The sequence below is a fragment of the Prolixibacter denitrificans genome, from assembly GCF_003014495.1.
In the GTDB taxonomy this organism is placed as follows: domain Bacteria; phylum Bacteroidota; class Bacteroidia; order Bacteroidales; family Prolixibacteraceae; genus Prolixibacter; species Prolixibacter denitrificans.
Genome location: NZ_PYGC01000001.1, coordinates 830,385 through 856,425, shown reverse-complemented (window position 1 = coordinate 856,425; position 26,041 = coordinate 830,385). Strand labels below are relative to the sequence as shown.

19 protein-coding genes and 1 rRNA gene are annotated in these 26,041 nt (G+C 45.3%); 9 read left to right on the top strand and 11 right to left on the bottom strand.

Going from position 1 to position 26,041, the window contains the following annotated elements:
* Positions 1-92 (top strand): 5S ribosomal RNA (rrf, locus tag CLV93_RS03665); the annotation flags it as partial.
* 367 nt (positions 93-459) lie between these two features.
* Here the strand turns inward: rrf and CLV93_RS03660 are convergent.
* Both CLV93_RS03660 and CLV93_RS03655 read right to left on the bottom strand, forming a co-directional pair.
* Positions 460-3,240 (bottom strand): glycoside hydrolase family 2 protein, encoded by a 2,781-nt coding sequence (locus tag CLV93_RS03660; RefSeq protein WP_106540784.1) that lies wholly within the window; start codon positions 3,238-3,240, stop codon positions 460-462.
* A gap of 219 nt (positions 3,241-3,459) precedes the next feature.
* A complete protein-coding gene (locus CLV93_RS03655; RefSeq protein ID WP_106540783.1) occupies positions 3,460-4,092 on the bottom strand; it encodes a hypothetical protein in 633 nt (210 codons plus the stop codon).
* Between the two features lie 361 nt (positions 4,093-4,453).
* Here CLV93_RS03655 and CLV93_RS03650 point away from each other — a divergent pair, with 361 nt between their 5' ends.
* A complete protein-coding gene (locus CLV93_RS03650) occupies positions 4,454-5,164 on the top strand; it encodes a 2-phosphosulfolactate phosphatase (RefSeq protein ID WP_106540782.1) in 711 nt (236 codons plus the stop codon).
* A gap of 17 nt (positions 5,165-5,181) precedes the next feature.
* Positions 5,182-6,354 (top strand): MalY/PatB family protein, encoded by a 1,173-nt coding sequence (locus tag CLV93_RS03645; RefSeq protein ID WP_106540781.1) that lies wholly within the window; start codon positions 5,182-5,184, stop codon positions 6,352-6,354.
* Positions 6,355-6,375: 21 nt separating this feature from the next.
* Here the strand turns inward: CLV93_RS03645 and CLV93_RS03640 are convergent, their stop codons facing one another.
* Together CLV93_RS03640 and CLV93_RS03635 are read right to left on the bottom strand one after the other, a co-directional pair.
* Entirely contained in the window at positions 6,376-7,359 is a 984-nt protein-coding gene (locus CLV93_RS03640) for a polyprenyl synthetase family protein (RefSeq protein ID WP_106540780.1), read from the bottom strand.
* A complete protein-coding gene (locus CLV93_RS03635) occupies positions 7,356-9,794 on the bottom strand; it encodes an efflux RND transporter permease subunit (protein ID WP_106540779.1) in 2,439 nt (812 codons plus the stop codon). Before CLV93_RS03635 ends, CLV93_RS03640 begins: the two co-directional genes overlap by 4 nt.
* Before the next feature lie 259 nt (positions 9,795-10,053).
* Between CLV93_RS03635 and CLV93_RS03630 the strand changes: the two genes are divergently transcribed.
* The gene (locus CLV93_RS03630) at positions 10,054-11,754 is read left to right on the top strand and encodes a Na/Pi cotransporter family protein (RefSeq protein WP_246187188.1); all 1,701 of its coding nucleotides are present in this window, start codon (positions 10,054-10,056) and stop codon (positions 11,752-11,754) included.
* Between the two features lie 56 nt (positions 11,755-11,810).
* Here the strand turns inward: CLV93_RS03630 and CLV93_RS03625 are convergent, their stop codons facing one another.
* The 5 genes from CLV93_RS03625 to dxs form a co-directional block, all read right to left on the bottom strand.
* Entirely contained in the window at positions 11,811-12,233 is a 423-nt protein-coding gene (locus tag CLV93_RS03625; RefSeq protein ID WP_106540778.1) for a bactofilin family protein, read from the bottom strand.
* A 253-nt stretch (positions 12,234-12,486) separates the two neighbouring features.
* Positions 12,487-12,672, bottom strand: a complete 186-nt coding sequence (gene rpmF, locus CLV93_RS03620; protein WP_106540777.1) for a 50S ribosomal protein L32 — start codon at positions 12,670-12,672, stop codon at positions 12,487-12,489.
* Positions 12,673-12,688: 16 nt separating this feature from the next.
* Entirely contained in the window at positions 12,689-13,219 is a 531-nt protein-coding gene (locus tag CLV93_RS03615) for a YceD family protein (RefSeq protein WP_106540776.1), read from the bottom strand.
* An 82-nt stretch (positions 13,220-13,301) separates the two neighbouring features.
* Positions 13,302-14,495, bottom strand: a complete 1,194-nt coding sequence (locus tag CLV93_RS03610) for a sensor histidine kinase (RefSeq protein WP_106540775.1) — start codon at positions 14,493-14,495, stop codon at positions 13,302-13,304.
* Between the two features lie 110 nt (positions 14,496-14,605).
* Positions 14,606-16,546, bottom strand: coding sequence for a 1-deoxy-D-xylulose-5-phosphate synthase (gene dxs / locus CLV93_RS03605; protein ID WP_246187187.1), 1,941 nt, complete (start codon positions 16,544-16,546; stop codon positions 14,606-14,608).
* 131 nt (positions 16,547-16,677) lie between these two features.
* On the opposite strand from dxs, the gene CLV93_RS03600 reads away from it, so the two are divergent.
* Positions 16,678-17,622 carry an OmpA family protein gene (locus CLV93_RS03600; RefSeq protein ID WP_170108856.1) on the top strand — a complete coding sequence of 315 codons (945 nt, stop codon included), beginning with the start codon at positions 16,678-16,680 and terminating at the stop codon, positions 17,620-17,622.
* Positions 17,623-17,667: 45 nt separating this feature from the next.
* Here the strand turns inward: CLV93_RS03600 and CLV93_RS03595 are convergent, their stop codons facing one another.
* The gene (locus CLV93_RS03595) at positions 17,668-18,456 is read right to left on the bottom strand and encodes a histidinol-phosphatase (RefSeq protein ID WP_106540772.1); all 789 of its coding nucleotides are present in this window, start codon (positions 18,454-18,456) and stop codon (positions 17,668-17,670) included.
* Between the two features lie 12 nt (positions 18,457-18,468).
* Positions 18,469-19,911 (bottom strand): glycoside hydrolase family 32 protein, encoded by a 1,443-nt coding sequence (locus tag CLV93_RS03590; protein ID WP_170108855.1) that lies wholly within the window; start codon positions 19,909-19,911, stop codon positions 18,469-18,471.
* 318 nt (positions 19,912-20,229) lie between these two features.
* Between CLV93_RS03590 and CLV93_RS03580 the strand changes: the two genes are divergently transcribed.
* From CLV93_RS03580 to CLV93_RS03565, 4 genes are all read left to right on the top strand, one after another.
* Complete coding sequence (locus tag CLV93_RS03580) at positions 20,230-20,823, top strand: LON peptidase substrate-binding domain-containing protein (RefSeq protein ID WP_106540769.1); 594 nt, start codon at positions 20,230-20,232, stop codon at positions 20,821-20,823.
* A 38-nt stretch (positions 20,824-20,861) separates the two neighbouring features.
* Complete coding sequence (locus CLV93_RS03575; RefSeq protein WP_106540768.1) at positions 20,862-23,336, top strand: T9SS type A sorting domain-containing protein; 2,475 nt, start codon at positions 20,862-20,864, stop codon at positions 23,334-23,336.
* Positions 23,337-23,403: 67 nt separating this feature from the next.
* Positions 23,404-24,669 (top strand): peptidase U32 family protein, encoded by a 1,266-nt coding sequence (locus tag CLV93_RS03570; protein WP_106540767.1) that lies wholly within the window; start codon positions 23,404-23,406, stop codon positions 24,667-24,669.
* Between the two features lie 6 nt (positions 24,670-24,675).
* Positions 24,676-25,956: a T9SS type A sorting domain-containing protein gene (locus CLV93_RS03565; protein WP_106540766.1), complete on the top strand. Its 1,281-nt coding sequence runs from the start codon at positions 24,676-24,678 to the stop codon at positions 25,954-25,956.
* Positions 25,957-26,041: the final 85 nt, after the last annotated feature.

Below are 26,041 nucleotides of genomic sequence, written 5' to 3'. Positions count from 1 at the left end.
GGGTTCCACCTCTTCCCATTCCGAACAGAGAAGTTAAGCCCGTCAGCGCCGATGGTACTGCAGAGATGTGGGAGAGTAGGTCGCCGCTTATTTTATCAAAAGCCCGGTTCCTTTATTGGAGTCGGGCTTTTTTGTCCCCAAAAGTTTTAAGACCTGGAGTTTTAAGTGTTAAGAAAGAACCAAAACTTAAAATGGTCATTAGGAATTTTCTTCTGCGAAGCGGATACCCCGTAGGGGTTGTAGTATTGTAGAGGATTGTGTGTGAAGGTAGCCAAACGGCTGCCTTTTTTTGTGAGACGACACCAGGTGTCAGACGTCGTGTTGTTTTTTCATCCTCTACTACTTCCTTAGAATCCTACGAATTCCCTTTGGGGAATTCTTCTGCGTAAGCAAAAAAAAAGTGCGCCACCCAAAGGTAACGCACTTTACAAAAGTTATGCATGGTGCTAGTTAGTGAAACTATTTATTGGGGCGACATATTGGCTCCAAATTCCAGCCTTCGATGCGGAAACCTGATTTGTCAAGATTTTGAGCAGGTGTGCTAACCATTACAGCTCTTGACTCTCCGGGCTTCAGTGTGAAATAACTTGACGACCACAAACTGGGCAATACTTCCTCGCCTTTGTTCATGAGCATCGGACGGACAAAGAACGCCAGTTTATCGGATGGATTGCTCAGTTCAACTGTCCATTTCGTATGCGAACCTTTCGTGGTTTTGTCAGCAACCTTCAACTCAACCTGTGCCTTATCCATCGAGTTCATCGAGGTAAAGTCGTCATCAGGCGAAAGCCAATAGGAATTGTGTGAAATTACTTTCCCGTTAGCATCTTTCAATCGTAAAACTACGAACGAAACACCATCGGTTTTAGCCAATACTTTTGACAGTGAGTATAGTTTTTTGACGGACGCTGCATCCAGGCTTACTTTCTTCGATTCGCTGTGGGTGAGTTTCGAATGAATATTGTACACATCGGCTTCAGCAACCAGATTCTTTTCCGGGTTGTAGGAGCGATTTACAACGGTCACAGAGGCATTATCCTGGTCGTACTGTACATGGACAGGCTCGACGGCATTTTGCATGAAATAATAGCCTGCATTAGGCATCAAATACCAGTCGTATACCTGCCAGATAACACTCGGCAGGGCTGCATTCAGTTTCCAGAGCATTACTCCGCCATTGTCATCCAGCTTGCTTCCGGCTGCTTCGAAAATCCCCTGGTAACCCATGGCATTCATCAGCTGCATTTTTTCGGAAAAACCTTTCATCGATTTTGGCTCGCCGAAACGCTTCACCATATCCTTGTAATAGAGGTCATATTTTCCGTTTCCGGAAGCCGCGTCGTGGTAACCCCAGGTATTGTTCAACGGGAACGGAAGCGTCTTATCCCAAACCAAATCAGGAATAATCTTCGGAAGAATATTGTATGGTGGCTGTGACGGAATACCGGTTTCGTCTTTGAAAACCCAGTCCTTGGCGTTGTTGGCCAGCTTGTAATATTGTTTCGGACTCTGCCATGCATACGGTCCGCCACTGTAAACACCTGATTGCTTGTTATCGGGCCACGAGGCTTTCCAGTCGGCCGGTAATTTGGCAAAGCCGGAAGAACTCGGAATAAACGGACGTGTTCCGTCGAGTTTTATAATACTATCGCGCATGGCGTAGTAAAGCTCTTTACGCGCATGACCTTCGTTTCCGCCGGTCCACAGTAGCAAGCTTGGATGGTTCCGGATACGAAGAATCGTACTAGTCATGTTTTTAATGAAAACATTGCCTTGCAACGGCCAGTCAGGCGAACCTTTAAATTCACCCTGGGTATCTCCGGTTACCCAGAAGTCGGACCAAACCAGCAAACCATAGCGGTCGGCTGCGTTGAAGAACTGGTCGGGAGGCGTAATACCACCGCCCCAAATGCGCACCAGGTTGATGTTGGCATTCTGGCAAAGCCGAAGTTCGTTGTCATAACGCAAGGAATCGCGGTTCACCATCATGTCAGGAACCCACGCTCCACCAACGAGGTTGACACGTTTTCCATTCACATAAAAGTCACGACGCAGAAATTTGCCCTTCACTTCGGTGGCTTTCGAGCTCACTGTGCGAATTCCGAAAACAAAGGTGGTATCGTCGGAAACGGTATTCCCGGCAAGGTACTGCAAACGGATACGATAGAGATTAGGTGCACCGTGACCATTGGGCCACCACAAATGCGGATTGGTGATGTGCAGACTCGTTTCGTTTTCCGCATTGAGATCCACTTTCGTGGAAGAATTGGCACCCAGCGTAACATCTTTCGAAAATTCGATGGACGAACCAGTGAAGTTTTCAGGTGTGATGGTAACATTCAATTTTCCGTTAGCACCGGAATTACCATGATTCGCGAGATTCAGTTTTAATGAAATATCAGCGACCGTTGTATCGGGAAGAGCAGGTAATGTCGTCACCAAATGCGGACGACTGATGGTTACGTTTCCTGAAGTTCTCAAATAAACCGGTTGCCAGATTCCCATGTTCCGATCGCGGGTTGGCGGCATCCAGTCCCAACCGACCGAGCAAAGCATGGTCACATTTTTACCAATATCGCCGGTTGGACCACCGTTGGCAAAGAACGGGCCCATGGCTTTCAGCTGTTCAGGTGCCGGCGTGCCGGGGAAATCGAGCGGATAAATCTTCACCGCCAGGTAATTTTCTGCACCGGCTTTAATCTCTTTGCTAACATCGAGGCTGTATTCGGCGAACATGCCGGCCATATCAGTCGAATCGGCAATTTGTTTTCCGTTAACCCAAACCGCAGCCCGGTAGTTGATGCCTTTGAAGATCAACTGAAAGTGGCGGCCGTTATCGCTGGCGGGCACCTTGAAGGAGGTACGATACCAATACGGCTTTTTCCAGGGATTGGGATCATTCGGAAGAAAGCTGTATTGCTCCAGATTGTACTCTTTATTGAAACTGTCGGATGCATCCGGAATGCGCATGTTGTTCATTCCCTGGTACGGATCGGGATAAACGTTGTTGGCCACCAGTCCGGTAAGTACAGTTGAAGGAACTTTAACCGGAAACCAGTACACATTCTCCTGGTAAGAAGGAGTGGATAACGTTTCGCCGGAAGCGTCGATTACAGCCGACGACTGCAGTTGAAAATTGGTGATTTCTGTTTGCTTTACTACACCGTTTTGTGCCTGAACAGCGGGTGCCGCAAAGAGAAACAGAATCAGGAACAGAAATTGTGTTGCCTCTCTTTTCATTGTTTGGTTTTAATTAATTTATCTAATTGTATTTGTTTGCGGTCTCTCGTTGGGAATCGAACCAACCAAAAGTAGTGAAATAGTGTATTTTTTACAATTAGCTTAAAAAGATATGTCAATCAGACTGCAAGGAGAAGCAGAAACGTAGGAGTAAAAATTTAAGGGCATAAAAAAAGCGCCCTTCTGAAGGACGCTCTGTTTTTTTGATGAAGCAAAAATTTATTTATTCACCGTGTAGGTGTAATTGTTTTTGTCGCCAACGGTTAATACAACCTGATACTGACCCGGTTTAGCCGATTCGAAGTCGAAAATGCGACCCAGACTTACGTCTTTCCCGAGGTTTTCTTCGTGAAGCAGATTGTTGCTGTTGTCGTACAAATAAACTTCAACGTTGTCCTTGCTCAGGTTTAGGTAGGAAAGTTTGAGCATATTGTTTTTAAACCTGAAAGTAGGCGCAACATCTTTGTTATCAGCAATCTGGTCATTCATATTGGCATGGCCATCAACTACGTTGAAAGACTGAACCAGTGTTTTATTACCAGAGCGAACGCGCAGGTTGTAGTTACCATCATCCAGTTTCGAGAAATCGAATGCCTTGAAATACTGGCTTCCCGATACATTGTTTTTGGTATAATACACTACACTTCCTAAGTCATTCTCAATAGTGATACTCATTGGTTGCGTTCCGGGGTTGATAACCGAAACGATGGAGAGATCCGAATTATCTTTTGTATAAACTGAAGTCTTACCACTTGCCAATGCTTGGCCAATTGTAATAACCAGGAAGAACGCGCTCAAACTTACTACCATTAAATTCTTGCTCATCATTGTTTTAAAGTTTGTTGTCTTCATAGCTTCTTATTTTAAGAGGTTTTACACTGCAAATATAAACATGTTATACAGCATATGTTGTAAAACATATATTACTGCTTTTTTAACTGTACGTGATCGGAAACGGGATTTAAGTCGAAATGTGATCTTAAATTGAAGAGCTTTTAGTATTTAGTTTTATAACCACCAATTATTCAGTGGTATATGTGTAAAGTTTGTATGATCCCGCGGTGGGCTGTTTCATTAATCCGACCTTAGTTGAATGAATTTTTTTCTTCAAAAACTCAACTTTGATAAAATTTTTAATAATCCCTTTCGGGAAAAACCCTCTATTTCCATTTATTTTGGATGATCGATTTTCTATTTCCAGAAATCATATTGAATGAATATTCGGATTCTGCAATTAATAGAAGGTGTGCAACAAGCCGATGGGCTGGTTGTAGTCATCGATGTGTTCCGGGCGTTTTCAACCGCTTGTTATGCCATGGAGCGTGGAGCTTCAAGAATCATCCCGGTAGGAGATATTGAAGAAGCATTTCGCTTAGCGGAAGAGATTCCCGGTTCGGTATTAATGGGCGAACAGAACGAGCGCAAGATTACCGGATTTGATTACGGGAATTCGCCCACGCACATTCTGGGAGCAGACCTGTCGGGAAAAACCGTCATTCACCGGAGTAGTTCCGGCACCCAGGGAATTGTAAATGCCGTTCATGCCGACGAAATCATTACCGGTGGTTTTGTAAACGCTGCGGCAATAGCCCAATATATTAGATACCGCTCGCCGGAAACAGTGAGCTTGGTTTGCATGGGATACGCCGGAGAACGGCCGTCGCAGGAAGACACTTTCCTGGCCGAACATATACGCGATCTCCTAACGGGAAAACCCACCCGTTTTGATGAGATGGTGGAAGAACTTCGTACAGGCGATGGTGCCCGTCTGCTCGATCCGGAGAACAGTGAATGGTCACCGTCCTCGGACTTCGATTTATGTCTTTCGCTCAATCGGTTCGATTTTATTTTGCGACTGGAGGAAGAGAATGGCATCCGCTATCTGAACCGGATCGATTCTGGTACGTTTGAGTTGAAGAAATAACCGTAAACCATAATCATATGCCCTATAATTTTGACGAAATAATTGAGCGAAGAGGAACCAATTGTATCAAATACGACCGGTTGGAACAGTTTTGCGGCAATGCGGAGGCGTTACCAATGTGGGTAGCAGACACCGATTTCCGGGTGCCCGATTTTATCATGAATGCTATTCGCGAACGCGCCGAACATGAAGTGTTGGCTTATTCTTTCCGGCCCGAAAGTTACCACCAGTCCATCATTGATTGGATGAAAAAGCGGCACGACTGGGACATTCAACGCGAGTGGATTTCTTTCAGTCCGGGAGTAGTTCCGGCTGTTACCATGTTAATCATGGCGCTTACCAATGAGGATGAGAAGGTAATTGTGCAGCCGCCGGTTTATTTTCCTTTTTTCACTTGCGTGAAAGGCTCGGGCCGAAAGATGGTGGAGAATCCGTTGAAGTTGGAAAACGGCCGGTATTATTTCGATTTCGAGGATCTGAAAGCCAAGATTGACGATAAAACCAAAATGCTGTTGCTTTCCAGTCCGCACAATCCGGGTGGCATGGTTTGGACCAAAGACGAATTGGCTGAGTTGGGGCGTATTTGCAAAGAGAAGGGAGTAATCATCGTTTCCGATGAAATTCATTCCGACCTGATTTACCCGGGACACAAACATGTTCCGTTGCCTTCCATTTCGGAAGACTTAGCTGAAATTACGGTCGTTTGTATGGCGCCCAATAAAACGTTTAACATTGCAGGTTTATCTTCCGCATTCCTGGTCATTCCGCAAAAGAAAATGCGGGTACGTTACGAGCGGATACTGAATGTACTGCATGTTCACGGAGGCAATATCTTTGGAACCGTTGCCACCGAAGCCGCATACACGAACGGAGAAGAGTGGTTGGGCGAATTGCTGGAATATCTTCAGGGAAACCTGAAATATTTGAACGATTTTATGGCGGAGCATTTGCCAAAAGTTAAAGTAATGCAGCCGGAGTCGACTTTCCTGGTGTGGATGGATTTCCGCGACTATGGTTTGAGCGAAAAAGAGATGAAAGATGTGCTGGTGAATAAAGCCGGTGTGGCCATGAATGTAGGTAGTACGTTTGGAACCGGCGGTGAAGGCTTTTTCAGGATGAATATTGGCTGTCCGCGTTCCACTTTAGAGGAAGGTCTGGAACGCATCGAAAAAGCGTTAAGAGTGCTTTAAAATAACATGTCGGGGATTAGATTAGCTAATCCTCGACATCACCTGTTCAGCCAGAGCAACTAAATCCTTTTTATTGGTCTCTTCCACTTCGAGTTGAGCCAAACACTTTAGCGCTTCATCATGGTAATGAAGCATGAGTTTTTGCGCTTCCTCACTTACTGCAGCTTCATTATATAATTGCGTAACCGCTTCAATTTTTTCTTCCGGAAGGAAAGACTCTTTGGTAATCCAGTTTTCTAGCTGCTCCTTTTTCTGTCCCTGCAACTTTTCCTGCGCTTTGAGTAACAGGAATGTTTTTTTGTTGCTGAGAATATCGCCGCCAATTTTCTTCCCGAACACATTGGGATCGCCGTACACATCGAGCCAGTCGTCCTGCAGCTGAAAGGCCAGCCCAATATTGATTCCGAAGTCATAAAGCAAGTTGGCCTGTTTTTCCGGCGCATTACCGATGATGGCGCCCAGTTTCAACGCTCCGGCAATTAACACCGCTGTTTTCAACCGAATCATTTCGATGTACTCATCTACGGTTACGTCCATCCGGCTTTCAAAATCCATGTCGTACTGCTGACCTTCGCAAACCTCGAGTGCGGTCCGCGAGAAAAGCTTTAGCAATTCCGGCAGTTTTTCACCCGGCGAATTAGCCAGAAACTCGTTGGCCAGAATCATCATGGCATCGCCGCTGAGAATGGCCGTATTGGGATTGAATTTCAGATGAACCGTCGGTTTGCCCCGGCGAACCGAAGCGTTGTCCATCAAATCGTCGTGCAGCAATGTGAAATTGTGGAACACTTCGATGGCAACAGCGGCCGGCAACGCTTCTTCAATATTTTCGGAAAAAAGATTGGCTCCCGTCATAACCAGTACCGGCCTGAGCCGTTTTCCACCCATATCGAGGGTATAGGAGACCGGTTTGTAGAGACCTGCCGGTGAAGCGTTGTCAATTTTTTCCCGTTCTTTTTTCAGTTCCTGAAGAAAGCGGTCAAAGAGTTCCTGCTGGCTTTTCATTCATCGATAGTTTTATCCTTTTCATCGGTTTCGGAGAGCAGATTTCCGTTTTTATCTCTGCCTTCGATTCGAAGTTCATCCTGTTCAATGTCTTCTTCCTCATCGAAAATTTCGAGGAAAGGTTCTTCGAAATACCGGGTTGTAGCGCGACGTTGCAATCCAAGAAGTAATGCCGGCAACAATATCAGGTTCGATATTAAGGCAACGAGCAAGGTTAACGATACCAGAACACCCAGGGCGACTGTCCCACCGAAGCTCGACAGACTGAAGATACCGAATCCGAAGAAAAGTACAAACGAGGTATAAATCATGCTGAAGCCGGTTTCGCGCAAAGCGAGTACCACCGACTTGCCAATATTCCATTGGGTAAACCGAAGTTCCTGCCTGTATTTGGCCAGGAAGTGTATAGTATTGTCGACCGATATACCGAAAGCGATGGAGAAAACCAGAATGGTAGAGGCTTTAATCGGGATACCCGTAAAGCCCATGATTCCGGCCGTGAAAAGTAACGGAATTACGTTTGGAACCAGTGACAGGAATACCATCCGACGCGAGTTGAACATCAATGCCATGAAGGTGGCAATGAGTAAAACTGCCAAACCGAGACTCTGGAACAGACTCTTCACCAGGTATTGAGTTCCTTTCACAAATACCACCGAGGCGCCGGTGACGGTTACGTGGTATTTGTCGGCCGGGAATATCTTAGCAGCCTCTTTCCGGATACGGCTTAACAAGTCTTCCATCCGGGTAGTGCCCACATCCTTCATTCGGAAACTGATCCGTGTTTCTTCTTTGGTACTGTCGATAAACGATTTTAAATCGCCGATTTTGCCGTTCGATTTTCCCACGTAGGACAGAATGAACGACTGTTCGCGGTAGCTTGGCAGCGAATAATATTTTTCTTTTCCGTTATAGAAAGCCTGTTTGGCAAATTTCAAAACATTAACCAACGAAAGCGATGGAGACAAATCGCTGTACTTCGAAAGGGCGGTGCTGAATTCATCAATTTTTTTCAGGTTGGAAGTGCGCAAAACACCATTGGGACGTTCGGTATCGACGGTAATCTCCAGTGGCATTAATCCATCAAAATTCTTCTCGAAGAACTTTAGGTCAAGGTAAATTGGGTCATTCTTCGGTAAGTCGTCCACCATGTAACCGGTGCTTTTCATCTGGGTAATTCCGACGATGCTCAGCAGAAGAATAATGCCAAAGGTGACGTAAATACCTTTCCGGTGCTTTTGTGTGACCAACACAAATTTGTCGATAATCTTCCCGATGAAATTATTATCGAGGTGACGCATGTCCTTGTCGGCCGGCGGGTCGAGTATGGTGAAAGCCGTTGGAATAATGATCAGTGAGGTCATGAAAACTGCCATGATGTTCACTGACGCAATCAAACCGAATTCCCGCAGAATGGAGCTACTGGTCACCAGGAAGGTGGCAAAACCCGAAGCAGTGGTCAGGTTGGTGAGGAACGTAGCGTTACCAATCTTCATGATGGTCCGCTGCAGCGCCTTAATTTTATTTCCGTGCCCTTTGTATTCGTTATGGTATTTATTCACCAGGAAAATACAGTTGGGAACCCCAATCACAATGAGCAAAGGTGGAATCATCCCCGTAAGCAACGTAATTTTGTAGCCGAGTATGGCCATCAACCCGAGCGTCCAGACGACCCCGATAAGTACGACCGTAACTGGAAGAATAACCGCTTTAAACGAACGGAAGAACGAGAACAGGATGATGATAACAACGGCCAGTGCCGCCAGGATAAACATCAAAAATTCGCGTTTGATCTTTTGTGAGGTCACCACCCGGATGTAGGGCATACCGGAATAATGAACCTTTACGTTTGTATCTGCCTGGTATTGGTCGCCAACTTTCACAATCTGATTGACCATCTTTTCCCTTTTGGGCGTCGCCATCAAGGCTTTGCTCACGGTAATGGCCATCATGTAGGTATGGGTCTTCTCGTTATATAGTTGTCCCTTGTAAAAGGGCAGCGTATGCAACGTTTCAACCAGGGTATCGAGTTGTTCCTGCGATTGTGCCCTTGACGGGAAAATACTGTCGAATTTGAATTTGTGTGCTTTCCGGTCTTTGTAAATATCGTAGGCGTTGGCTACCGATAGCATGCCTTCCACACCATCAATCTTTTTCAGCTCGGCAGCCATTTCATTCCACCGGTTGAAATGGTCGATTTTGAAGAAGTTGGAATCCTGCACGCCGATGACAATCACATCGAAACCGGCACCAAATTTCTTAATGAAATCCTGATTTTCCTGATAGACCGTGTCCTTTTTAGGTAACAACGGAGCATATTCGTACGAAAGTTGAACCTGAGGTGCCTTAAATCCCATGTAAATGGTAATTCCCAGCAAAATAACCGAGAGGGCAATCCGGTAAGATAAAATGAAGCGTGCTATTCTTCTCCACATAATAATAAAATCAAATCCCCGCGAAATTAGTGTTTAATTGACTGAATTGAAAAGAATATGCCATTTTACTTGTGATGTTGCTGAGAGGGTTAGGCTAAATGCCAAGGTTTTACCTAATAAGGAATCGGAACAGTGAATTTTGATACAAATGACGATAATGAAAAGATTTCTTTACCGATGAGTGAAATTTGTTTCATTCGCTTTTCAATTTTGTATCAAAAACCTTTAAATTCGGCACAGCCTAACCCCCTTTACCAGAATGATGAACTACGGATTTGTTGATTTCCTAAGGCTACTTGGCTCGCTGGCTGTTTTCCTTTTCGGGATGAAGCTGATGAGTGAATCGTTGCAAAAGGTAGCGGGCAATAAACTGCGCGCTATTCTGGCGTCGATGACAGCCAACCGTATGCGCGGAGTTTTAACCGGCATTCTCATCACCACCCTTATCCAATCGTCTTCGGCAACCATTGTTATGATTGTCAGTTTTGTGAATGCAGGATTGCTTTCGTTGCTCGAATCCATCAGTGTGGTGATGGGGGCGAATATTGGTACAACGGTCACAGCTTGGATTATTTCCCTTTTCGGATTTAAGTTCAACATCACTCAAATAGCGTTGCCGATGGTCGGTTTGGCCTTGCCGGTATTATTCTCCCGCGTTCGTTCGCGTAAATCATGGGGCGAACTGGTGATGGGCTTTGGTTTGCTGTTCATCGGACTCGAATTCCTGAAAACTTCTGTGCCGGATGTCAGCAGCAATCCCGAAGTATTGGGTTGGCTTTCGCAATATGCCCACATGGGTTACCTGGGGTACATTCTGTTTATGCTCATCGGTACCTTGTTGACTATTTTGATTCAGTCGTCCAGTGCGACCATGGCGCTGACGTTGGTGATGTGTAACAACGGATGGATTAATTTCGATATGGCCGCTGCGATGGTGCTGGGTGAAAACCTGGGAACAACCATTACTGCCAATGTGGCTGCTTTGGTGGCCAATACCAATGCACGAAGAGCTGCCCGCGCGCACTTGCTCTTTAATCTGGTCGGAGTGGTTTGGATGCTTATCATCTTTCCCTTCTTCCTGAAAAGTGTTGCTTTTTTGACGGAAGACCTGGGCGGTGGTAATCCGTTTGAAACGAGTAATGCCATTCCGGTGGCACTGGCGCTTTTTCACACGCTGTTTAATGTGCTGAATATGCTGCTGCTGATAGGTTTCACGAAAACGCTCGCCCGGATTGTTACCCGTTTGGTTCCCGAAAGGAAAGTCGAAGCAGAAAGTGCGTTTACGTTGCAGCACATAAAAATTGGTCTTTTGTCTACACCGGAAGCATCGCTTTACCTGGCGCGCGAGGAGATTTCACTCTTCGGCCAGCGGGTTTCGAAAATGTTTAAGGATGTGCAGGATTTAATGACCGAAATTCCTGATAAAAAATTTGAACTGCGTTTCCAACGACTGGAAAGTGAAGAGAAAATATGCGACGGTATTGAGATTGAAATTGCCAACTACCTGACGAAAGTGGGAGAGACGCGTTTGAGTGTGAGGAACTCGAGAGTGTTGTCATCGATGTTTAAGTTGATTGATAACATCGAGAGTATCGGCGATTCGTGTTATAATATTGCCAGAGCGTTTAACCGCGCACACGAACAGGGAATCACCTTTTCGGGAAAGCCGCTGGAGAATCTGGAGATTCTGTTCAGTCTGGTGGACGACACGATTCAAATCATGGAGTTCAACCTGAAAACGGAAGACAGGGTAGATGCTTCGGTGGCCCGGAAAAAAGAGGAAGAGATCAATGTATTCCGCGACATTCTCAAAACAGAACATTTGGAAAACCTGGAAAAGGGAATGTACAATTACCAGAAAGGCAGTATTTACAACGATATTTTCAACGAATGTGAACGGTTGGCCGATTATGCCATCAACGTTTCCGAATCGCTCGAATCGGTAAGCGCCAACCTCTGATAAATAAAATCCCCGGAAGTAATTCCAGGGATTCAATTTCTTTGTGAAAGCAGCCTTTACTTGTTTTCTTTCGGCTTGGCTTCCGGTTGTACCGGAGCAGACTGAGCTTTCGGAGCTGATGCTGAACCAGAGCCAGCACTTCCCATTGAACATTTACCGGTAAACTGAGCTCCCGGCTCAACCGATAATTTGCCCATGGTCAGGTCGCCGTTGATAACGGCTGTGTTTTTCAATGTCATCAGTTCCGAAGCAAAAATTTCCCCTTCAAGATTCCCCATAATATCGGCTAAACGGCAACGAACGGTTCCTTTTACCTTGGCATCGGGACCGAGTACTACCCGACCTTTGCATTCCAGGTTCCCCTCCAGTGCACCGTCGATTCGAATATCACCATCCGATTTGATATCCCCTTTAATCATGGTATCTTTTGCAATCGTGTTCAGTGCTTTCACTTCGTTTTGGATGATGGGTTTTGCCATTTTCTTCGGTTTTAACGTAAACAATTTGTCTTGACTTTAGCCGATGAAGATAATAAAAGCCAATAAGTTTTGAAACTGTTCGTGAACAGTATTCTTCTAAAAATCGAAAGGGAGGCAGGTATTTATCAATAAAATGAAGGATGGAGAACACGACGGGTGTAAAAATAAAAAGGCCTTTCTGAGCACAGAAAAGCCTTTTTAAAGCCATGAAAAAACCAAATAGACAGAAAGAATTTTCTTTCTGCTATGGAAATCAAACAGTAATTTCTTTTTCAATAACGAGTTTACCCCTGTAGTGGCCGCACTCATTACATACGGTGTGATACTTCACAGTAGCACCGCAGTTTGAACAAGTTGCCATGGTAGCAGGAGTTGCTTTATAATGCGTTCTGCGCTTATCCCTTCTCGTTTTCGACGTTTTGTGTTTCGGATGTGCCATTTTAAATCAACTTTACTTAGTTACCAATAATCTTTTTCAAATCATTCCATCTCGGATCGATGGGTTCATCGCCGTCTCCGGGATGATCGTATTCATCGAGCTTATCCAGCATATCCGGGTCACAAGTGCTTTCGCCGTTTTCATCATCCGGATGAACATGTCGTGCCGGTAAGCTCAGAACAATAAATTCATATATCAAGTGACCAATCTCTACCTGATGATCATTCGGGTGGAGATACATCACTTCGTCATCATCTACCTGCGGTTCTTCGCTGAACTTCACGTAGAGCTTAAAATCGCTGTCCAGCGGCTGGTCGTAATTGTCCAGGCACCGGTCGCAGATTAACTGAACGCTTCCAGTTAATTTAAAGCCAAGCGATAAGTAGGTTGTCCGTTTTTCGAGTTCTACCTCGATATTCACTTCACCTCTTTCAATCTCCGACTCTTCAAACTCCCTGAAAAAGCGCTCGCCAGCTTCAAACTGGAACTGATGTTTTCCCTCCTTCAATCCGGAGAAAGGAATAATATAGTTTTTCAGGTATTTCACAACCTTCCTTTTTTAGCTTTGCAAAAGTATAAATTTTTAATATACCACAGAAAAAAACCTGATAATTTTGAAATTCTTAATATTAAACAGGTTGAGTGATTTTCTCGGTCAGGTTTTCGTCGGAGTGAAGAACGATACGGAACGTGGTTCCTTTGTTTATCTCCGAGTGTTTGACAGATATGTGTCCGTTGTGGTAATTTTCGATAATGCGCTTAGCCAGTGATAGTCCTAGTCCCCAGCCTCTTTTCTTTGTCGTGTACCCCGGGCGGAAAACCTCTCTGAAACTGGTTTTCGGAATCCCTTTTCCTGTATCACTCACATCAATGTAAAGTTCCTCCGGGGCTACATACAGCGAAACATTGATTTCCCCTTTTCCTTCAATCGCATCGATAGCGTTTTTGCACAGATTTTCGATTACCCAGGAAAAAAGCGAAGTATTCAGCGGAATCATAATTTCCTGGAAAGGATTAAAATTTGAAGTGAACAGAATCCGTTTAGGGCTTCTCTTCTCGAGATATTCAATCGAGTTGGCCAGTACTTCAACTACGTTAGTTTCGGTCAATTCCGGAGCAGATCCGATTTTCGAGAAGCGTTCGGTAATCCGGTTGAGTCGTTCGGTGTCCTTGGCGATTTCTGACACGATTGATTCATCCACATTTTGCATGCGCAGCAGTTCCACCCAGGCCATCATTGAGGAGATGGGCGTTCCCAATTGATGGGCTGTCTCCTTGGCCATACCTACCCAAACGCGGTTTTGTTCGGACACACGCGAAGCGCTAAACGCGATGTAAGCAACCAGGATGAACAGGATGAGGATGAGAAGTTGAACCAGCGGATAGTACCGGAGCTTCTTCAACAAAACGGAGTTACTATAGTAAATAAGATTTTTTTTGCCAGATGAAATAGGAATAACGATGGGCGGATACTGCTTTTTCATGTTGGCCAGTACCTGTCGCAGTTTTTGCTGCTTGCCCGGGCCGTCGGCAATTTCCAGGTTCCGGTCGTAGAGAATACTATCATTCTGGTTGGTGACGATGATGGGAACCGTTTGGTTGTTTTCCACTACATCAAAGGTAAAAGCCAGTTCGTCTCCCGAAGAATTATGCGATTCTGCCAGGCGGTGCGTTGCCTGAGCCCACAATTCTACTTTCCGATGTTCCTCCTGCTTTAGCTTATCGACTAATGTTTTGGTATAGATAAACGTACCGATGCTGATAAGAAAAGCAAAGCCCAGTAGTACTCCTTTAAAATTCCGGTTGCTGAAAAATTGAAACAAGGTGTTAGTTTTACAGTGTGCTCCGAAGATAGAAATTTCCTGATAAGAATCGGTTTTTCAGCCGAAAAGAATATCAGAAAGGAACTTCCGGATTGCTTTCGAAAAAGCCGTTATCCTTTCATCATCTTGCGGACTTCGCGGCAAATTCCGTCACTGTCAAAACCACATTCGCGGTAAAGTTCTTCCGGCGAACCCTGGTCGATAAACCGGTCGGGAATTCCCAAACGTTTTATCCGGCCCTGATATCCGTTTTCAAACAGGTACTCCATCACCGCACTGCCGAATCCGCCGTTAATCACACCGTCTTCAACCGTGATGATTTTGTCGAAATGCTTCATGACTGAATCCAGAGTTTCGGTATCGAGCGGTTTCACAAAGCGCATGTCGTAATGTTGCACCGAAACACCTTCTTTGCTGAGTTCTTCGGTCGCTTCTTTAGCAAAATTGCCAGGGTGACCGATACTCAGTACGGCGATATCTTTTCCGTTCGCAATCTCTCTGCTTTTTCCTACCGGGATTTCGCTGAGTGGAAGTTCCCATTCCAGGTGGATTCCTTTGCCCCGTGGGAAACGTATGGAGAACGGCCCCTTATCAGGAAGTTGAGCCGTGTACATCAGGTTCCGCATTTCGATTTCGTCCATTGGTGCCGAAACCGTCATGTTCGGTATATTTCTAAGATAAGCGAGATCGAATACGCCGTGATGAGTGGCACCATCGGCGCCAACCAGGCCGGCCCGGTCGAGGCATAAAACGACGTTCAGTTTTTGCAGCGCCACATCATGAATAATTTGGTCGTACGAACGCTGCATGAACGAAGAGTATATATTACAGAACGGAACCAGGTTATTGGCTGCCAGTCCGGCTGCAAAAGTAACGGCATGTTGCTCCGCAATTCCTACATCGAAAGTTCGTTCGGGAAATTTTTCCATCATCCAATTCAATGACGAACCAGTAGGCATCGCAGGAGTGATGGCGGTAATTTTTTCATTCTTTTCGGCCAGTTCCACAATGGTTTTACCGAAAACATCCTGATATTTCGGTGGCGATGGTTTTAATGGTAAATCAACAAACACTTCGCCTGTACGAATATCGAATTTTCCGGGAGCAGCGTGCCATTTGGTGGCGTTCTGTTCGGCCGGAGCAAATCCTTTGCCTTTTTTCGTGATAACGTGCAGAAGTTTCGGGCCTTCGATGTTGCGCAAATCGGCCAGGATTTTTACCATGGCATTCACATCGTGTCCGTCGACTGGTCCGAAGTATCGGAATCCGAACGATTCAAACAGGTTGCTGTTCCGCAACAAAACCGACTTCAGTGCATGCTGATGCTGTTGCAACACCTGGCGAGCTTTAGGACCTACTTTGTTCAGTTTTCCCAGAATTTTCCACACGTCACTCTTCAGCCGGTTATAGGCCGGCGAAGTTTGCATCTGGACCAGGTAGTTATTCAGACCTCCTACGGCCGGATCGATGGCCATGTTGTTATCGTTCAGAATAACCAGGATATCTGAATTACTGGTAGCAGCATTGTTCAAGCCTTCGAAAGCCATTCCGCCGGTCATTGCTCCATCACCGATAACGGCCACTACTTTACGATCGGCTTCGCCTTTTATTTTGGCGGCCAACATCAAACCAAGCGCTGCCGAAATGGAGGTGGACGAGTGGCCGACTCCAAATGAATCAAATTCGCTTTCAGCAATTTTCGGGAAACCACTGATGCCACCCATTCGTCTGTTGGTATGGAATTTTTTCCTTCTTCCTGTTAAGATTTTATGGCCGTACGCCTGATGACCTACGTCCCAAACCAGTTGGTCGTAAGGTGTTTGGTATACGTAATGAAGAGCCACCGTCAACTCAATCACTCCCAGACTGGCTCCAAAGTGTCCGGGATTGGATGAGACCTCCCGAATAATATAATTGCGCAGTTCCGTGCAAAGATCGGGAAGTTCCTTCTCGCTTAATTTGCGCAGATCTGCCGGATATTCAATTTTTTCCAGAAGCTGAGTTTGCGCTTCTGCCATGAACTGAGACACTATCGTTATATGATTTTCCAACGGAACAAAGTTATAAATTAATCCCTATTCAGGATATACGAAGCAGATGCACTACTTGTTTGTTAAGTGCATGGTCTTTCATTATTTTTACTTCGACGATTTGATAATACAAATATATGACAAGGATAGATATGAGAAACTTTCGTGTTATGCTGCTGGGCACATTATTGACGATTTTCATGTTGCCTTCATGTGTCTCAACCAGTGAGTTTAACCGGGTAAAAGGTAAATTAGATGAGTGTGAGGACAGCCAGTTGCTGTTAAAGCAGAAGCTTCAGGATATGGAGGCCAAGGCGAACGAAGCCGGTTCGAAGGCCGATCAGCTGGAGGCTGAAATGAAAAAGATGCAAGCCGAACGAAGTTCACTGAAAGATGAGCGGGACAATCTGGCACGCGAAGTGAAGCGGTTACAGGACACCAACGCTGATTTAGAGAAGCAGATTTCTGCTGTAAAATCAGGGAGCAGTGATGAGATTTCGCGGTTGTTGACGAATCTTGAATCGGCGAGAGCTGATTTGGATGCAAGAGAAAAGAAACTGGCGGAAAAAAATCAGCGGTTGCAACATCTGGAGGACCTTCTGGCAAGAAAAGACAAAGCGGTAAAAGACTTGAAACAGAAGATGCTGGATGCGTTGACCGGGTACAAAAAACTGGGGATAAACGTTACCGAGAAAAATGGTCAGGTTTATGTTTCGATGGCGGAGAAGTTGTTGTTCCAGTCGGGGAAATATGCCGTTGGTCAGCAGGGGCGACAGGCGTTGAAGAAAATTGCCCAGGTATTGGCTGCTAATCCGGATATCAATGTGTTGGTGGAAGGACATACAGACGATGTTCCGTTGCGGGGAGCCGGGGCGATAAAGGACAACTGGGACCTGAGCGTGATGCGGGCAACGGCTGTTACTAAAATACTTTTGCAGGATGCCAACATCAATCCGAAGCGAATTACAGCTGCCGGCCGAAGCAAATATGTTCCGGTCGATCCGCGAAATACACCGGAAGCACGTCAGAAGAACCGGCGTACAGAAATTATTTTGACGCCCGATTTGACCGAATTGTATAAGCTACTGTCGAATTGATCGATGAGATTAAAAAAAGTCCCGGTTGTAGCCGGGACTTTTTGTTTATAGCGGTTCTTCAATCCTTTGTCGTTTCTGATAGCGTATTAAATTACGGTAGCCCAGCTCTCTGAGCATGATTCGGGCATCATCAAAATAGCGTCCGATTTGCTCTGCCTTGTGAGAATCGGAACCCAGAGTGACCGGGACATTCGCTTTGTATAACTCCTTAAGAAATTCCTTTCCGGGAAAGAATTCGCCACAAGGGCGATCGATTCCACTCGTATTGACTTCAAATGCAACTCCCGATTGGGCGAATGCTTTTGCTGTTTTCTTAAAAAGTCCGTTTTGTTTGCTCTCGGGCCAAACCCTGAATTTCTTAATCAAATCGGGATGGGCCATGGTGTCAAAAAGACCTGATAAAGCAGCTTTTTGCAGCTCAGCAAAATACCAACGGTAGAGGTAATCGTTGCTGAACTCTCCGTACCGGCTGCGGTCTGAATCATAATTCCAGTTGTCCAGAAAGTGAACGGAACCAAGTACGTAGTCAAACGGATATTGCGCTAGTTCCTTTGCAATTTCTTCTTCCTTGTCAGGGAAATAATCTACTTCAACGCCGAAAAGAATCTGAATTTGACCCTGGTATTTTTCCCGTAAGGCATCCAGTTTCTTCAGCATTGGCTCCAGACCGTCTGCTCCCATTGCCCATGCACATGGCTGTTTGATACAGAAATGGTCAGTAAATCCGATTTCTGAAAATCCTTTTTTAATTGCCGCTTCCACCATTTCCTCGTGGCTGTTCTTGCCGTCGGACAGGAGAGTGTGCATATGGTAATCGAAGCGGCTCGTCATCATGTTAAGATTGAGTTATTCTTTCCAAATGGATTTTATTTCATGTACCTCCAGTGAATCAACCATGATTTCACCACCGCGCGTCCATAGTTCCATATCATCCGCTTTTTCGGCAGGAGTGAAATTGTCGGTGATGACTTTTTCACCATTGTTGGCAAAGATTTCGATCGATGCCCGATCGACCAGAATATCCAGTTTGATTTTGTTGTCAATGGGAGCCAATGGCATTTTCGAACCCAAACAGGTCAGTACTTGGTTACTTACATCGTAAGCAATCTGCGTTCCCGGTTCTTTCCGCGATTTTCTGACGGTAATTCCGAACGCATTGGATGTTTTGACATCGAATACACCGGTGATGCGGAAGGATTCACTGCGTATTCCACTGAGAAGGTTGTTGTTCTTCAGGCCCGGGATGATGTTCTTGTCGGTTTTATCCATTTTCTTCCCGTAAAGGGAGGAAATTTCCTTGACCGGCGTTCTGACAATGCGTGGTCCCTCGGTTGTCGATTTCAGCGAAAGCACAGTAGGGAACGACATTTGTCCGGTGAAAGGCATGCCGGGATATTTGCTTTCCCTCATCCAGGCAATTTGAATTCTTTTGCCGTTCGGCGTATTGGACCAGGTTTGTGTGGCATAGAAATTTTTTCCGTAGTCAAGTACCTTTTTCCCTGACTCAGGAGTGAAGTGCTTTCCATCAAATTTGCCCAACATGTATGAGCCATCGCCGCCCAGGAGCGCCCATTTCATCTTGGTGCTGTCGCCATCCAAGGGCAGGGCGAAAAGATCGGGGCATTCGTAGTAACCGGTTACATGACTTTCGAAAGTCCAGTGGATCAGGTCAGTGGAGTTGTAAATGGAAATTCCTTCTTTCTTTTTATCGGCTCCGGGCATACGGTAGAGAACCATGACAAAGGTTTTGCCCGGCTCGTACCAAAAGACTTTCGGATCGCGGGTTTCTTCTCCCGGCGCTTCCGGAATAATAGGATTGTCAGCATATTTTTTCCAGGTACGTCCTTTGTCGTTGCTGTAGGCCAAACGTTGACCGCATCCACGGCTGGTGTAAAATGCCAGTAAGGTTTTGTAGTTTCCTTCCTGTAGGCCGGTTACATTGTTTTTGTCGACAATAGCCGAGCCGGACCAGGCGGTGCATTTTACTTTATCCTTCGAATCGTTGTCGGGGTAAATGGCTATAGGAAGATTTTTCCAATGAACCAAGTCGGTGCTGACAGCATGCCCCCAATGCATATAGCCCCATTCGTTCCCGTTTGGGTTGTATTGGTAAAACAGGTGATATTCACCATCGTAGTAAACTAATCCATCGGGGTCGTTCATCCAGTTTTTCTCAGGAGAGAAATGAAACTGAGGTCGGTACAATTCGTCATACGTCTTTACCGGTCTTCCGGAAGTCAACAATAAGATGCCGATAACTAATGCACACATGCTAAGGAACTTTGTCATTTTTATCAAATTAGGAGTGGTAACGCTTCCGGAAAATTTCCGGTTTAGACAAATATACATGTTCCAGCATTTTCTTGAGTAAAAAAGCGGGAGTAAATATTTTTTAGGTAATACAGAAAGAGTAATTGACTTTTGATGACAATTTTAGGGCTGAAAATACGTTTTTGTTTACAACGCAGAAGAAGTTGTGAGTTCGCTGAAATTGAATTTTCTTCTTCGGATTTGCGTTGAACACTTGTGCTGAATGCTACAGGAAGAAGGTGAAATTCAACCTTTGCAATGTCATTTTGTTTATAAAAATGAAGAACCGCATTTGACATGAACGATATTCAGACATATCCCATATTTCCGTTGAGTGTATTTGCATTCCCGGGAGAGGAGTTTGAGCTCCATATTTTCGAGGAGCGCTATAAGCACTTGGTGAATGATGTCATGGAGTCGCATCAAATGTTTGGAATTCCGTATGTGTTAAATGGCGAAGCACAGGATCGCGGCTGTCTGGTTCGGATTGAAACGGTGAAGAACCAAACCGAAAACGGTGAAATGGATATTGTGGTAAAAGTAGTGGAGTTAGTCAATTTTCTGACCCGAAGCAGTTCGCCATCGAAATTGTACATGGAAGGAAATGTGGAGTTGCTCCATTTTGAAGATACAAAGCCTGGTCCCCGGTTGTTATTGCTGTATCATCGGTTTATGTTGATGCGTGACGAGGGGAAGGAACCAGAGCCATTGGTTGACAACAATATTTTCGAATTGGCAGCCCGGTTGAAAATACCATCCAATCAGAAATTCAGCTTCATCGACGATCAATTGCCAGAACATTTCGAGCGTAACCTGACCAACTTTTTAACGTTACAAATTCAAATTGAGTCCATGACGCAGGAAATGGGTTCAAGATTTGTATTAAATTAGGAGCCTGATTTAAATTAATTAACCTAAAACCCGGGCTAATGCCAAGACGCCTTACTTTACTGATCGTACTGGCCTTTTTTTTGATGTTGGGAAATCAGGCCTATTCTAAGAATTATAATCATAGCCTTCCCGGAAGGTATGCTTTATGTTATAAAAGCGATTCTGTTCGCAAAAGTTTTGTCCCTCCACCCAATGCTTTTCTCAAATCTGCAACGGCAAATTCAACCTTTAATTTGGAGCTGATAGGCTTTAGCCAGGAAGCAGCTGATGCATTTCGATATGCAGTGAGTGTCTGGGAATCCGTTTTAGACAGTCCTGTCCCGATTCGACTAAAAGCAACCTGGACGTCACTTGATAAAGGAGTTCTCGGTTCATGTGGGCCAGCTTCCTATTACCGGGATTTCAACGGAGCACTTCGTGAAAACACCTATTATCCGGTAGCCTTAGCAGATAAGATGTCGAATCAGGATATTTTAGGAAGCACCTCACCTGATATGGTCGCCCGTTTTAACTCTGACAACACTGACTGGTATTTTGGAACTGATGGGAATACACCGGTTGATAAGTACGATTTTGTATCGGTCGTTATTCACGAAATTGGTCACGGATTGGGAATTATTGGATTTGCTTCGGTAACCGGTCTCGAAGGGAAAATAGGAGATGACACAAATCTTTTCCCGGGCATTTACGATGTGTATGTGCAAAATCTTCAGGGAGAACAGTTGGTTGATACCAATTATTTCGCTAATCCCTCGGCCGACTTATATAGTCAATTTACCGGAAATGCGCTTCAGTTCGACAGCCGGTTGGCTCGTGAAGATTACAACGGAACCAATCCCCGGTTGTATGCCCCTTCTACTTGGAATGATGGTTCCAGTTTTTATCATCTGGATGATGCCACTTATCCGGCCGGAAGTGCCAATGCATTAATGACGCATGCGCTGGCCTATGGAGAAGCAAACCACGACCCTGGACCGTTATTGGAAGGAATGCTGGCGGAAATGGGATGGAAATACACGTACATTGTCCATATTCCCGTATCAGACTACAGCCAGGTTCCATTGGGTGGGGTACCGGTTACAGCGAAAGTTTACGGTGATTATGGCATCGACACAACATCGGTTGCGTTGCACTATTCATTTGATAATTGGCAAACAGAAACAGTGGATACGATGCAGAGTACAGGAAATCCTGATGAATACTCTGCCAGTATTACCATTCCGGCAATGGGTACAACAACCGATTATTATATCGCGGTAACCGATTTGCGCGATCGGAATTTCACAAAGCCGGTTCATGCTCCCAATAACTATTATTCATTCTATGTAGGTGAAGATATTACTCCGCCAACGATTACGCATGTGCCGGTAAAAATGGTCTTCTCATCTGCGGACTCCGTTTACATCGAGGCTACCGCAACGGACAATATTGGAGTGGCTTCGGTTAAGGTAGAACTGATGTTGAATAGCTCAAACGCGGGAACGTTTGATCTTCCGTTGGTTGCTGACTCGACCTATGCAGCGAATGTGCCACTGCCCTCCGGTTTGACATCCAATGATGTACTGGAATACCGGATTGTGGCCACCGATAGTTCACCCAACAGTAATCAATCAACGTCACCGGCAAAGAATTACTACACAGTATCGATTGTGTCGGTTTTGCCAGCTGTTACCTATTACGAAAATGATTTCAATACAGCGACGGATGATTTTTCGGGTACAGATTTCACGGTGTCCAAAACTTCACTTTTCGATAACGATGCGCTCAACTCACCTCATCCTTATGAAGGTTCGGGAGATAAAGCTCCATATATCAATTATATTACGGTGTTACGCTCACCGGTAATTCTGAACGCAAATACAGAAATCGCTTTCGATGAGGTTGTGCTGGTTGAACCAGGTGCTGATAATGCAAGCTTTGGAAGCGCCGATTTCTACGACTATGTAGTAGTTGAGGGGTCAAAGGATGACGGACATACCTGGAACGCGATTGCTCCCGGATGGGATTCATCTTCCAGTGGTACGTGGCTCACCGCCTATAATCAGGATATACAAAATGGAAACTCGCTGACAGAAGGAAGCAAGGATATGTTCAAACGGAGAGTGCTTAACATGACTTCATCTTCGGATTTTGTTCCAGGTGATACGATTCTTGTCCGCTTCAGGCTTTATTCCGATCCGTATGCATGGGCATGGGGATGGTGCATCGATAACCTGTTGATTGGTGATAACGTAGATGTGGCAACCGTTCCGCTTTCTCCGGGAGATTTGAGGCTTTATCCTAATCCGGTTCGCGACCAGATGCAGCTGGAACTGGATCTGGAAAAACCGGCTGATTCGGGAAATATTGTTGTGTATAATTATCTTGGTCAAAGGATGTACAATCGGCAGGTGTATCCGGTCGATGGCAGGCTAACGGAACAACTCGACTTTTCAGCATATCCTCCGGGAATGTATTTGGTTAACATTGAAGTAGGAGGTCAACAGATTTCCCGTAAGGTAATTAAGCGATAGCCGTATGTAAAACAGCTTGCTGATCAGGTTGGGAATTGTACCTTTGCATCAGTTTCTTAAAACGGTTATGGAGAGAAAAGATGTGGAAATTATGGCCCCTGTCGGGTCGTACGAATCGTTAATGGCAGCTATCCAGGCTGGTGCCGGATCGGTCTATTTCGGTGTTGAAAAACTGAACATGCGGGCCCGGTCATCGCACAATTTCACCATCGATGATTTGAAAGAGATTGTTTCACGCGCCGAAAAGGCTGGTGTCAATACTTACTTGACGGTTAACACCGGCATTTTCGATGATGAGTTGGATAAGATTCGTGAGATTATAGCGGCAGCTAAAGCGAACGGAGTTTCGGCTGTAATTGCTTCCGACATGGGCGTGATACAGATGTGTCGTGAGCAAGGCGTGGAAGTGCACATGTCAACGCAGGTGAACATCACCAATTATGCCGAAGTAAAGTTCTACTCACAGTTTGCTGATGTAATGGTGCTGGCCCGCGAAATGACACTGGACCGTGTTGCAGAGATTTCGAAACAGATAGAACGGGACGATTTGAGAGGTCCTTCCGGGAAACGTATTCGGTTGGAAATGTTTGTCCACGGCGCGCTGTGTATGGCTATCTCCGGGAAGTGTTATCTTTCATTACACGAAACGAGTTCGTCAGCCAATCGGGGTGCCTGCATGCAGACTTGTCGTCGCGCGTATATCGTTACCGATAAAGAAACCGGACAAGAACTGGAGATTGACAATGAGTACATCATGTCGCCAAAGGATTTGAAGACCATTCATTTCCTGAATAAGATACTCGATTCGGGTGTATCCGTGTTGAAAATCGAGGGCCGCGCCCGAAGTGCAGAATACGTTAAGACTGTAGCCGAATGTTATCGTGAAGCGGCTGAAGCCTATTTCGACGGAACATTTGGGCAGGAAAAGATTGATAACTGGGATAGCCGCTTAAGCACTGTTTTCAACAGAGGATTCTGGGACGGTTACTACCTCGGTCAGCGCTTAGGAGAATGGAGCCACAATTATGGTTCGCGGGCAACTAAAAAGAGGATGTACATCGGTAAAGGAACCAACTATTTCAGCAAACTGAAAGTGGCGGAGTTCAAAATGGAAACTCAAAGTCTGAAAGTTGGCGACGAAATTCTTATTACCGGCCCGACAACCGGTGTCGTGCAAATGGTTGTTCCGGAAATCAGGGTGGATGAAAAGGCGGTGGAAGAGACCCGGAAAGGGGAGTTTTTCTCGATGCCGATGGAAGTAAAAATCAGACGATCTGACAAACTGTATAAAATTGTGGATGCTTCGGAAGTAAAATCCGGGCGACCGAAATAATGAATTATGCATAACCTGAAAAAACTAAACCTTCTTTTTTTCCTGTCCATTGTCGCCTTTAGTCAGCTAAAGGCTCAGGATACGCTCCGCGTCATGCAGTACAACCTGCTGAACTACGGCAAAGATGTTTATTCCTGTGACCAGCAGACCAACAATCGCGATGATAAAAATGGTTATCTGAAAATCCTGTTCGGTTATTATCTGCCTGATATTTTCACGGTAAACGAGATGAATGGTGATGAAGCGGATGTCAAGTATTTGCTCGATCATGCACTGAATGCAGACGGTCGGAACCAATATGCTCAGGCTGATTTTTCAGGAACTTACCTGATCAACATGCTGTATTACAATACCAATAAGCTCGCGCTGAAATGGCAAGGAAGACTGGTGCTGGGAAGCAACGAAAGGGATGCTAATTTCTACCGGCTCTATTACAAGTCACCCGACTTGGCTGATGGTGCCGATACTGTTTTCATTAATTATGTGGTGGTGCACCTAAAGGCAGGAAGCACCACTGATGACATCAACACTCGTGCGACCGAAACAAAAAGTATCATGACCGAATTGGAGCAAATGGGTTGGAATGGGAACGTTATCTTCTCGGGAGACTGCAATTTGTATAACAGCGATGAACAGGCATTTCAGAATTTAATTGCTCCTTCCGATGTTTCCTACAGTTTCTACGACCCGATAGGACAGGAGGGAAACTGGCACAGCAATGATACTTATGCGCTATATCATACGCAATCAACACATTCAGTTAGTGGCTGTGCTTCAGGCGGCGGTATGGATGATCGGTTCGATTTTATTCTCGTTCAGGAAGATTTGCTGAACAATACCAACAACCTTTCATACAAAGAGGGAAGCTACAAAGCCATAGGACAAGACGGACAGCATTTCAATCAGTCGTTGATTGACGGCTCCAATGCAGATTATCCGGCAGATTTGGTCACTGCTTTGTATAATAACTCCGACCATCTTCCGGTGACCATGCAATTGGTCGTAGATCAGACTGCTACAGGAATTAGCGATGTCGCGGATGTTGGTGTTAGGTTGTTGGGCAATCCGGTTTCCGGTATCATTAAACTGGAAGTTCAGTCACAGTTGCCACAGTTCGGTTACCAGTTATTCTCCATCTCGGGTAATGCAGTGAAAAGCGGCGTGGTCTATCCTTCGAGAGGCACGACGGTAAGTATTCCTACCGGGAAATTGCCGGCGGGTATTTATCTCCTGAAGCTGAAGATTGCGAACAAGGCACCGGTTACTTTCAAAGTTATTTTACAGTAACCTTCTTCGGATCGTTCCCTGAATTGTTGACGTTGTAGGTTATTGTAATTATTTTTACATAACATTTTCTTGCGAAGAAATCAGA

Bases quoted from the DNA above. Each gene is read 5' to 3' on its own strand.
- CLV93_RS03660 (WP_106540784.1), bottom strand. From the start codon at position 3,240: ATGAAAAGAGAGGCAACACAATTTCTGTTCCTGATTCTGTTTCTCTTT.
- CLV93_RS03630 (WP_246187188.1), top strand. From the start codon at position 10,054: ATGATGAACTACGGATTTGTTGATTTCCTAAGGCTACTTGGCTCGCTG.
- rpmF (WP_106540777.1), bottom strand. From the start codon at position 12,672: ATGGCACATCCGAAACACAAAACGTCGAAAACGAGAAGGGATAAGCGC.
- CLV93_RS03640 (WP_106540780.1), bottom strand. From the start codon at position 7,359: ATGAAAAGCCAGCAGGAACTCTTTGACCGCTTTCTTCAGGAACTGAAA.
- CLV93_RS03575 (WP_106540768.1), top strand. From the start codon at position 20,862: ATGCCAAGACGCCTTACTTTACTGATCGTACTGGCCTTTTTTTTGATG.
- CLV93_RS03600 (WP_170108856.1), top strand. From the start codon at position 16,678: ATGAGAAACTTTCGTGTTATGCTGCTGGGCACATTATTGACGATTTTC.
- CLV93_RS03635 (WP_106540779.1), bottom strand. From the start codon at position 9,794: ATGTGGAGAAGAATAGCACGCTTCATTTTATCTTACCGGATTGCCCTC.
- CLV93_RS03580 (WP_106540769.1), top strand. From the start codon at position 20,230: ATGAACGATATTCAGACATATCCCATATTTCCGTTGAGTGTATTTGCA.
- CLV93_RS03565 (WP_106540766.1), top strand. From the start codon at position 24,676: ATGCATAACCTGAAAAAACTAAACCTTCTTTTTTTCCTGTCCATTGTC.
- CLV93_RS03625 (WP_106540778.1), bottom strand. From the start codon at position 12,233: ATGGCAAAACCCATCATCCAAAACGAAGTGAAAGCACTGAACACGATT.
- CLV93_RS03570 (WP_106540767.1), top strand. From the start codon at position 23,404: ATGGAGAGAAAAGATGTGGAAATTATGGCCCCTGTCGGGTCGTACGAA.
- CLV93_RS03590 (WP_170108855.1), bottom strand. From the start codon at position 19,911: ATGACAAAGTTCCTTAGCATGTGTGCATTAGTTATCGGCATCTTATTG.
- CLV93_RS03595 (WP_106540772.1), bottom strand. From the start codon at position 18,456: ATGATGACGAGCCGCTTCGATTACCATATGCACACTCTCCTGTCCGAC.
- CLV93_RS03645 (WP_106540781.1), top strand. From the start codon at position 5,182: ATGCCCTATAATTTTGACGAAATAATTGAGCGAAGAGGAACCAATTGT.
- CLV93_RS03655 (WP_106540783.1), bottom strand. From the start codon at position 4,092: ATGAAGACAACAAACTTTAAAACAATGATGAGCAAGAATTTAATGGTA.
- CLV93_RS03650 (WP_106540782.1), top strand. From the start codon at position 4,454: ATGAATATTCGGATTCTGCAATTAATAGAAGGTGTGCAACAAGCCGAT.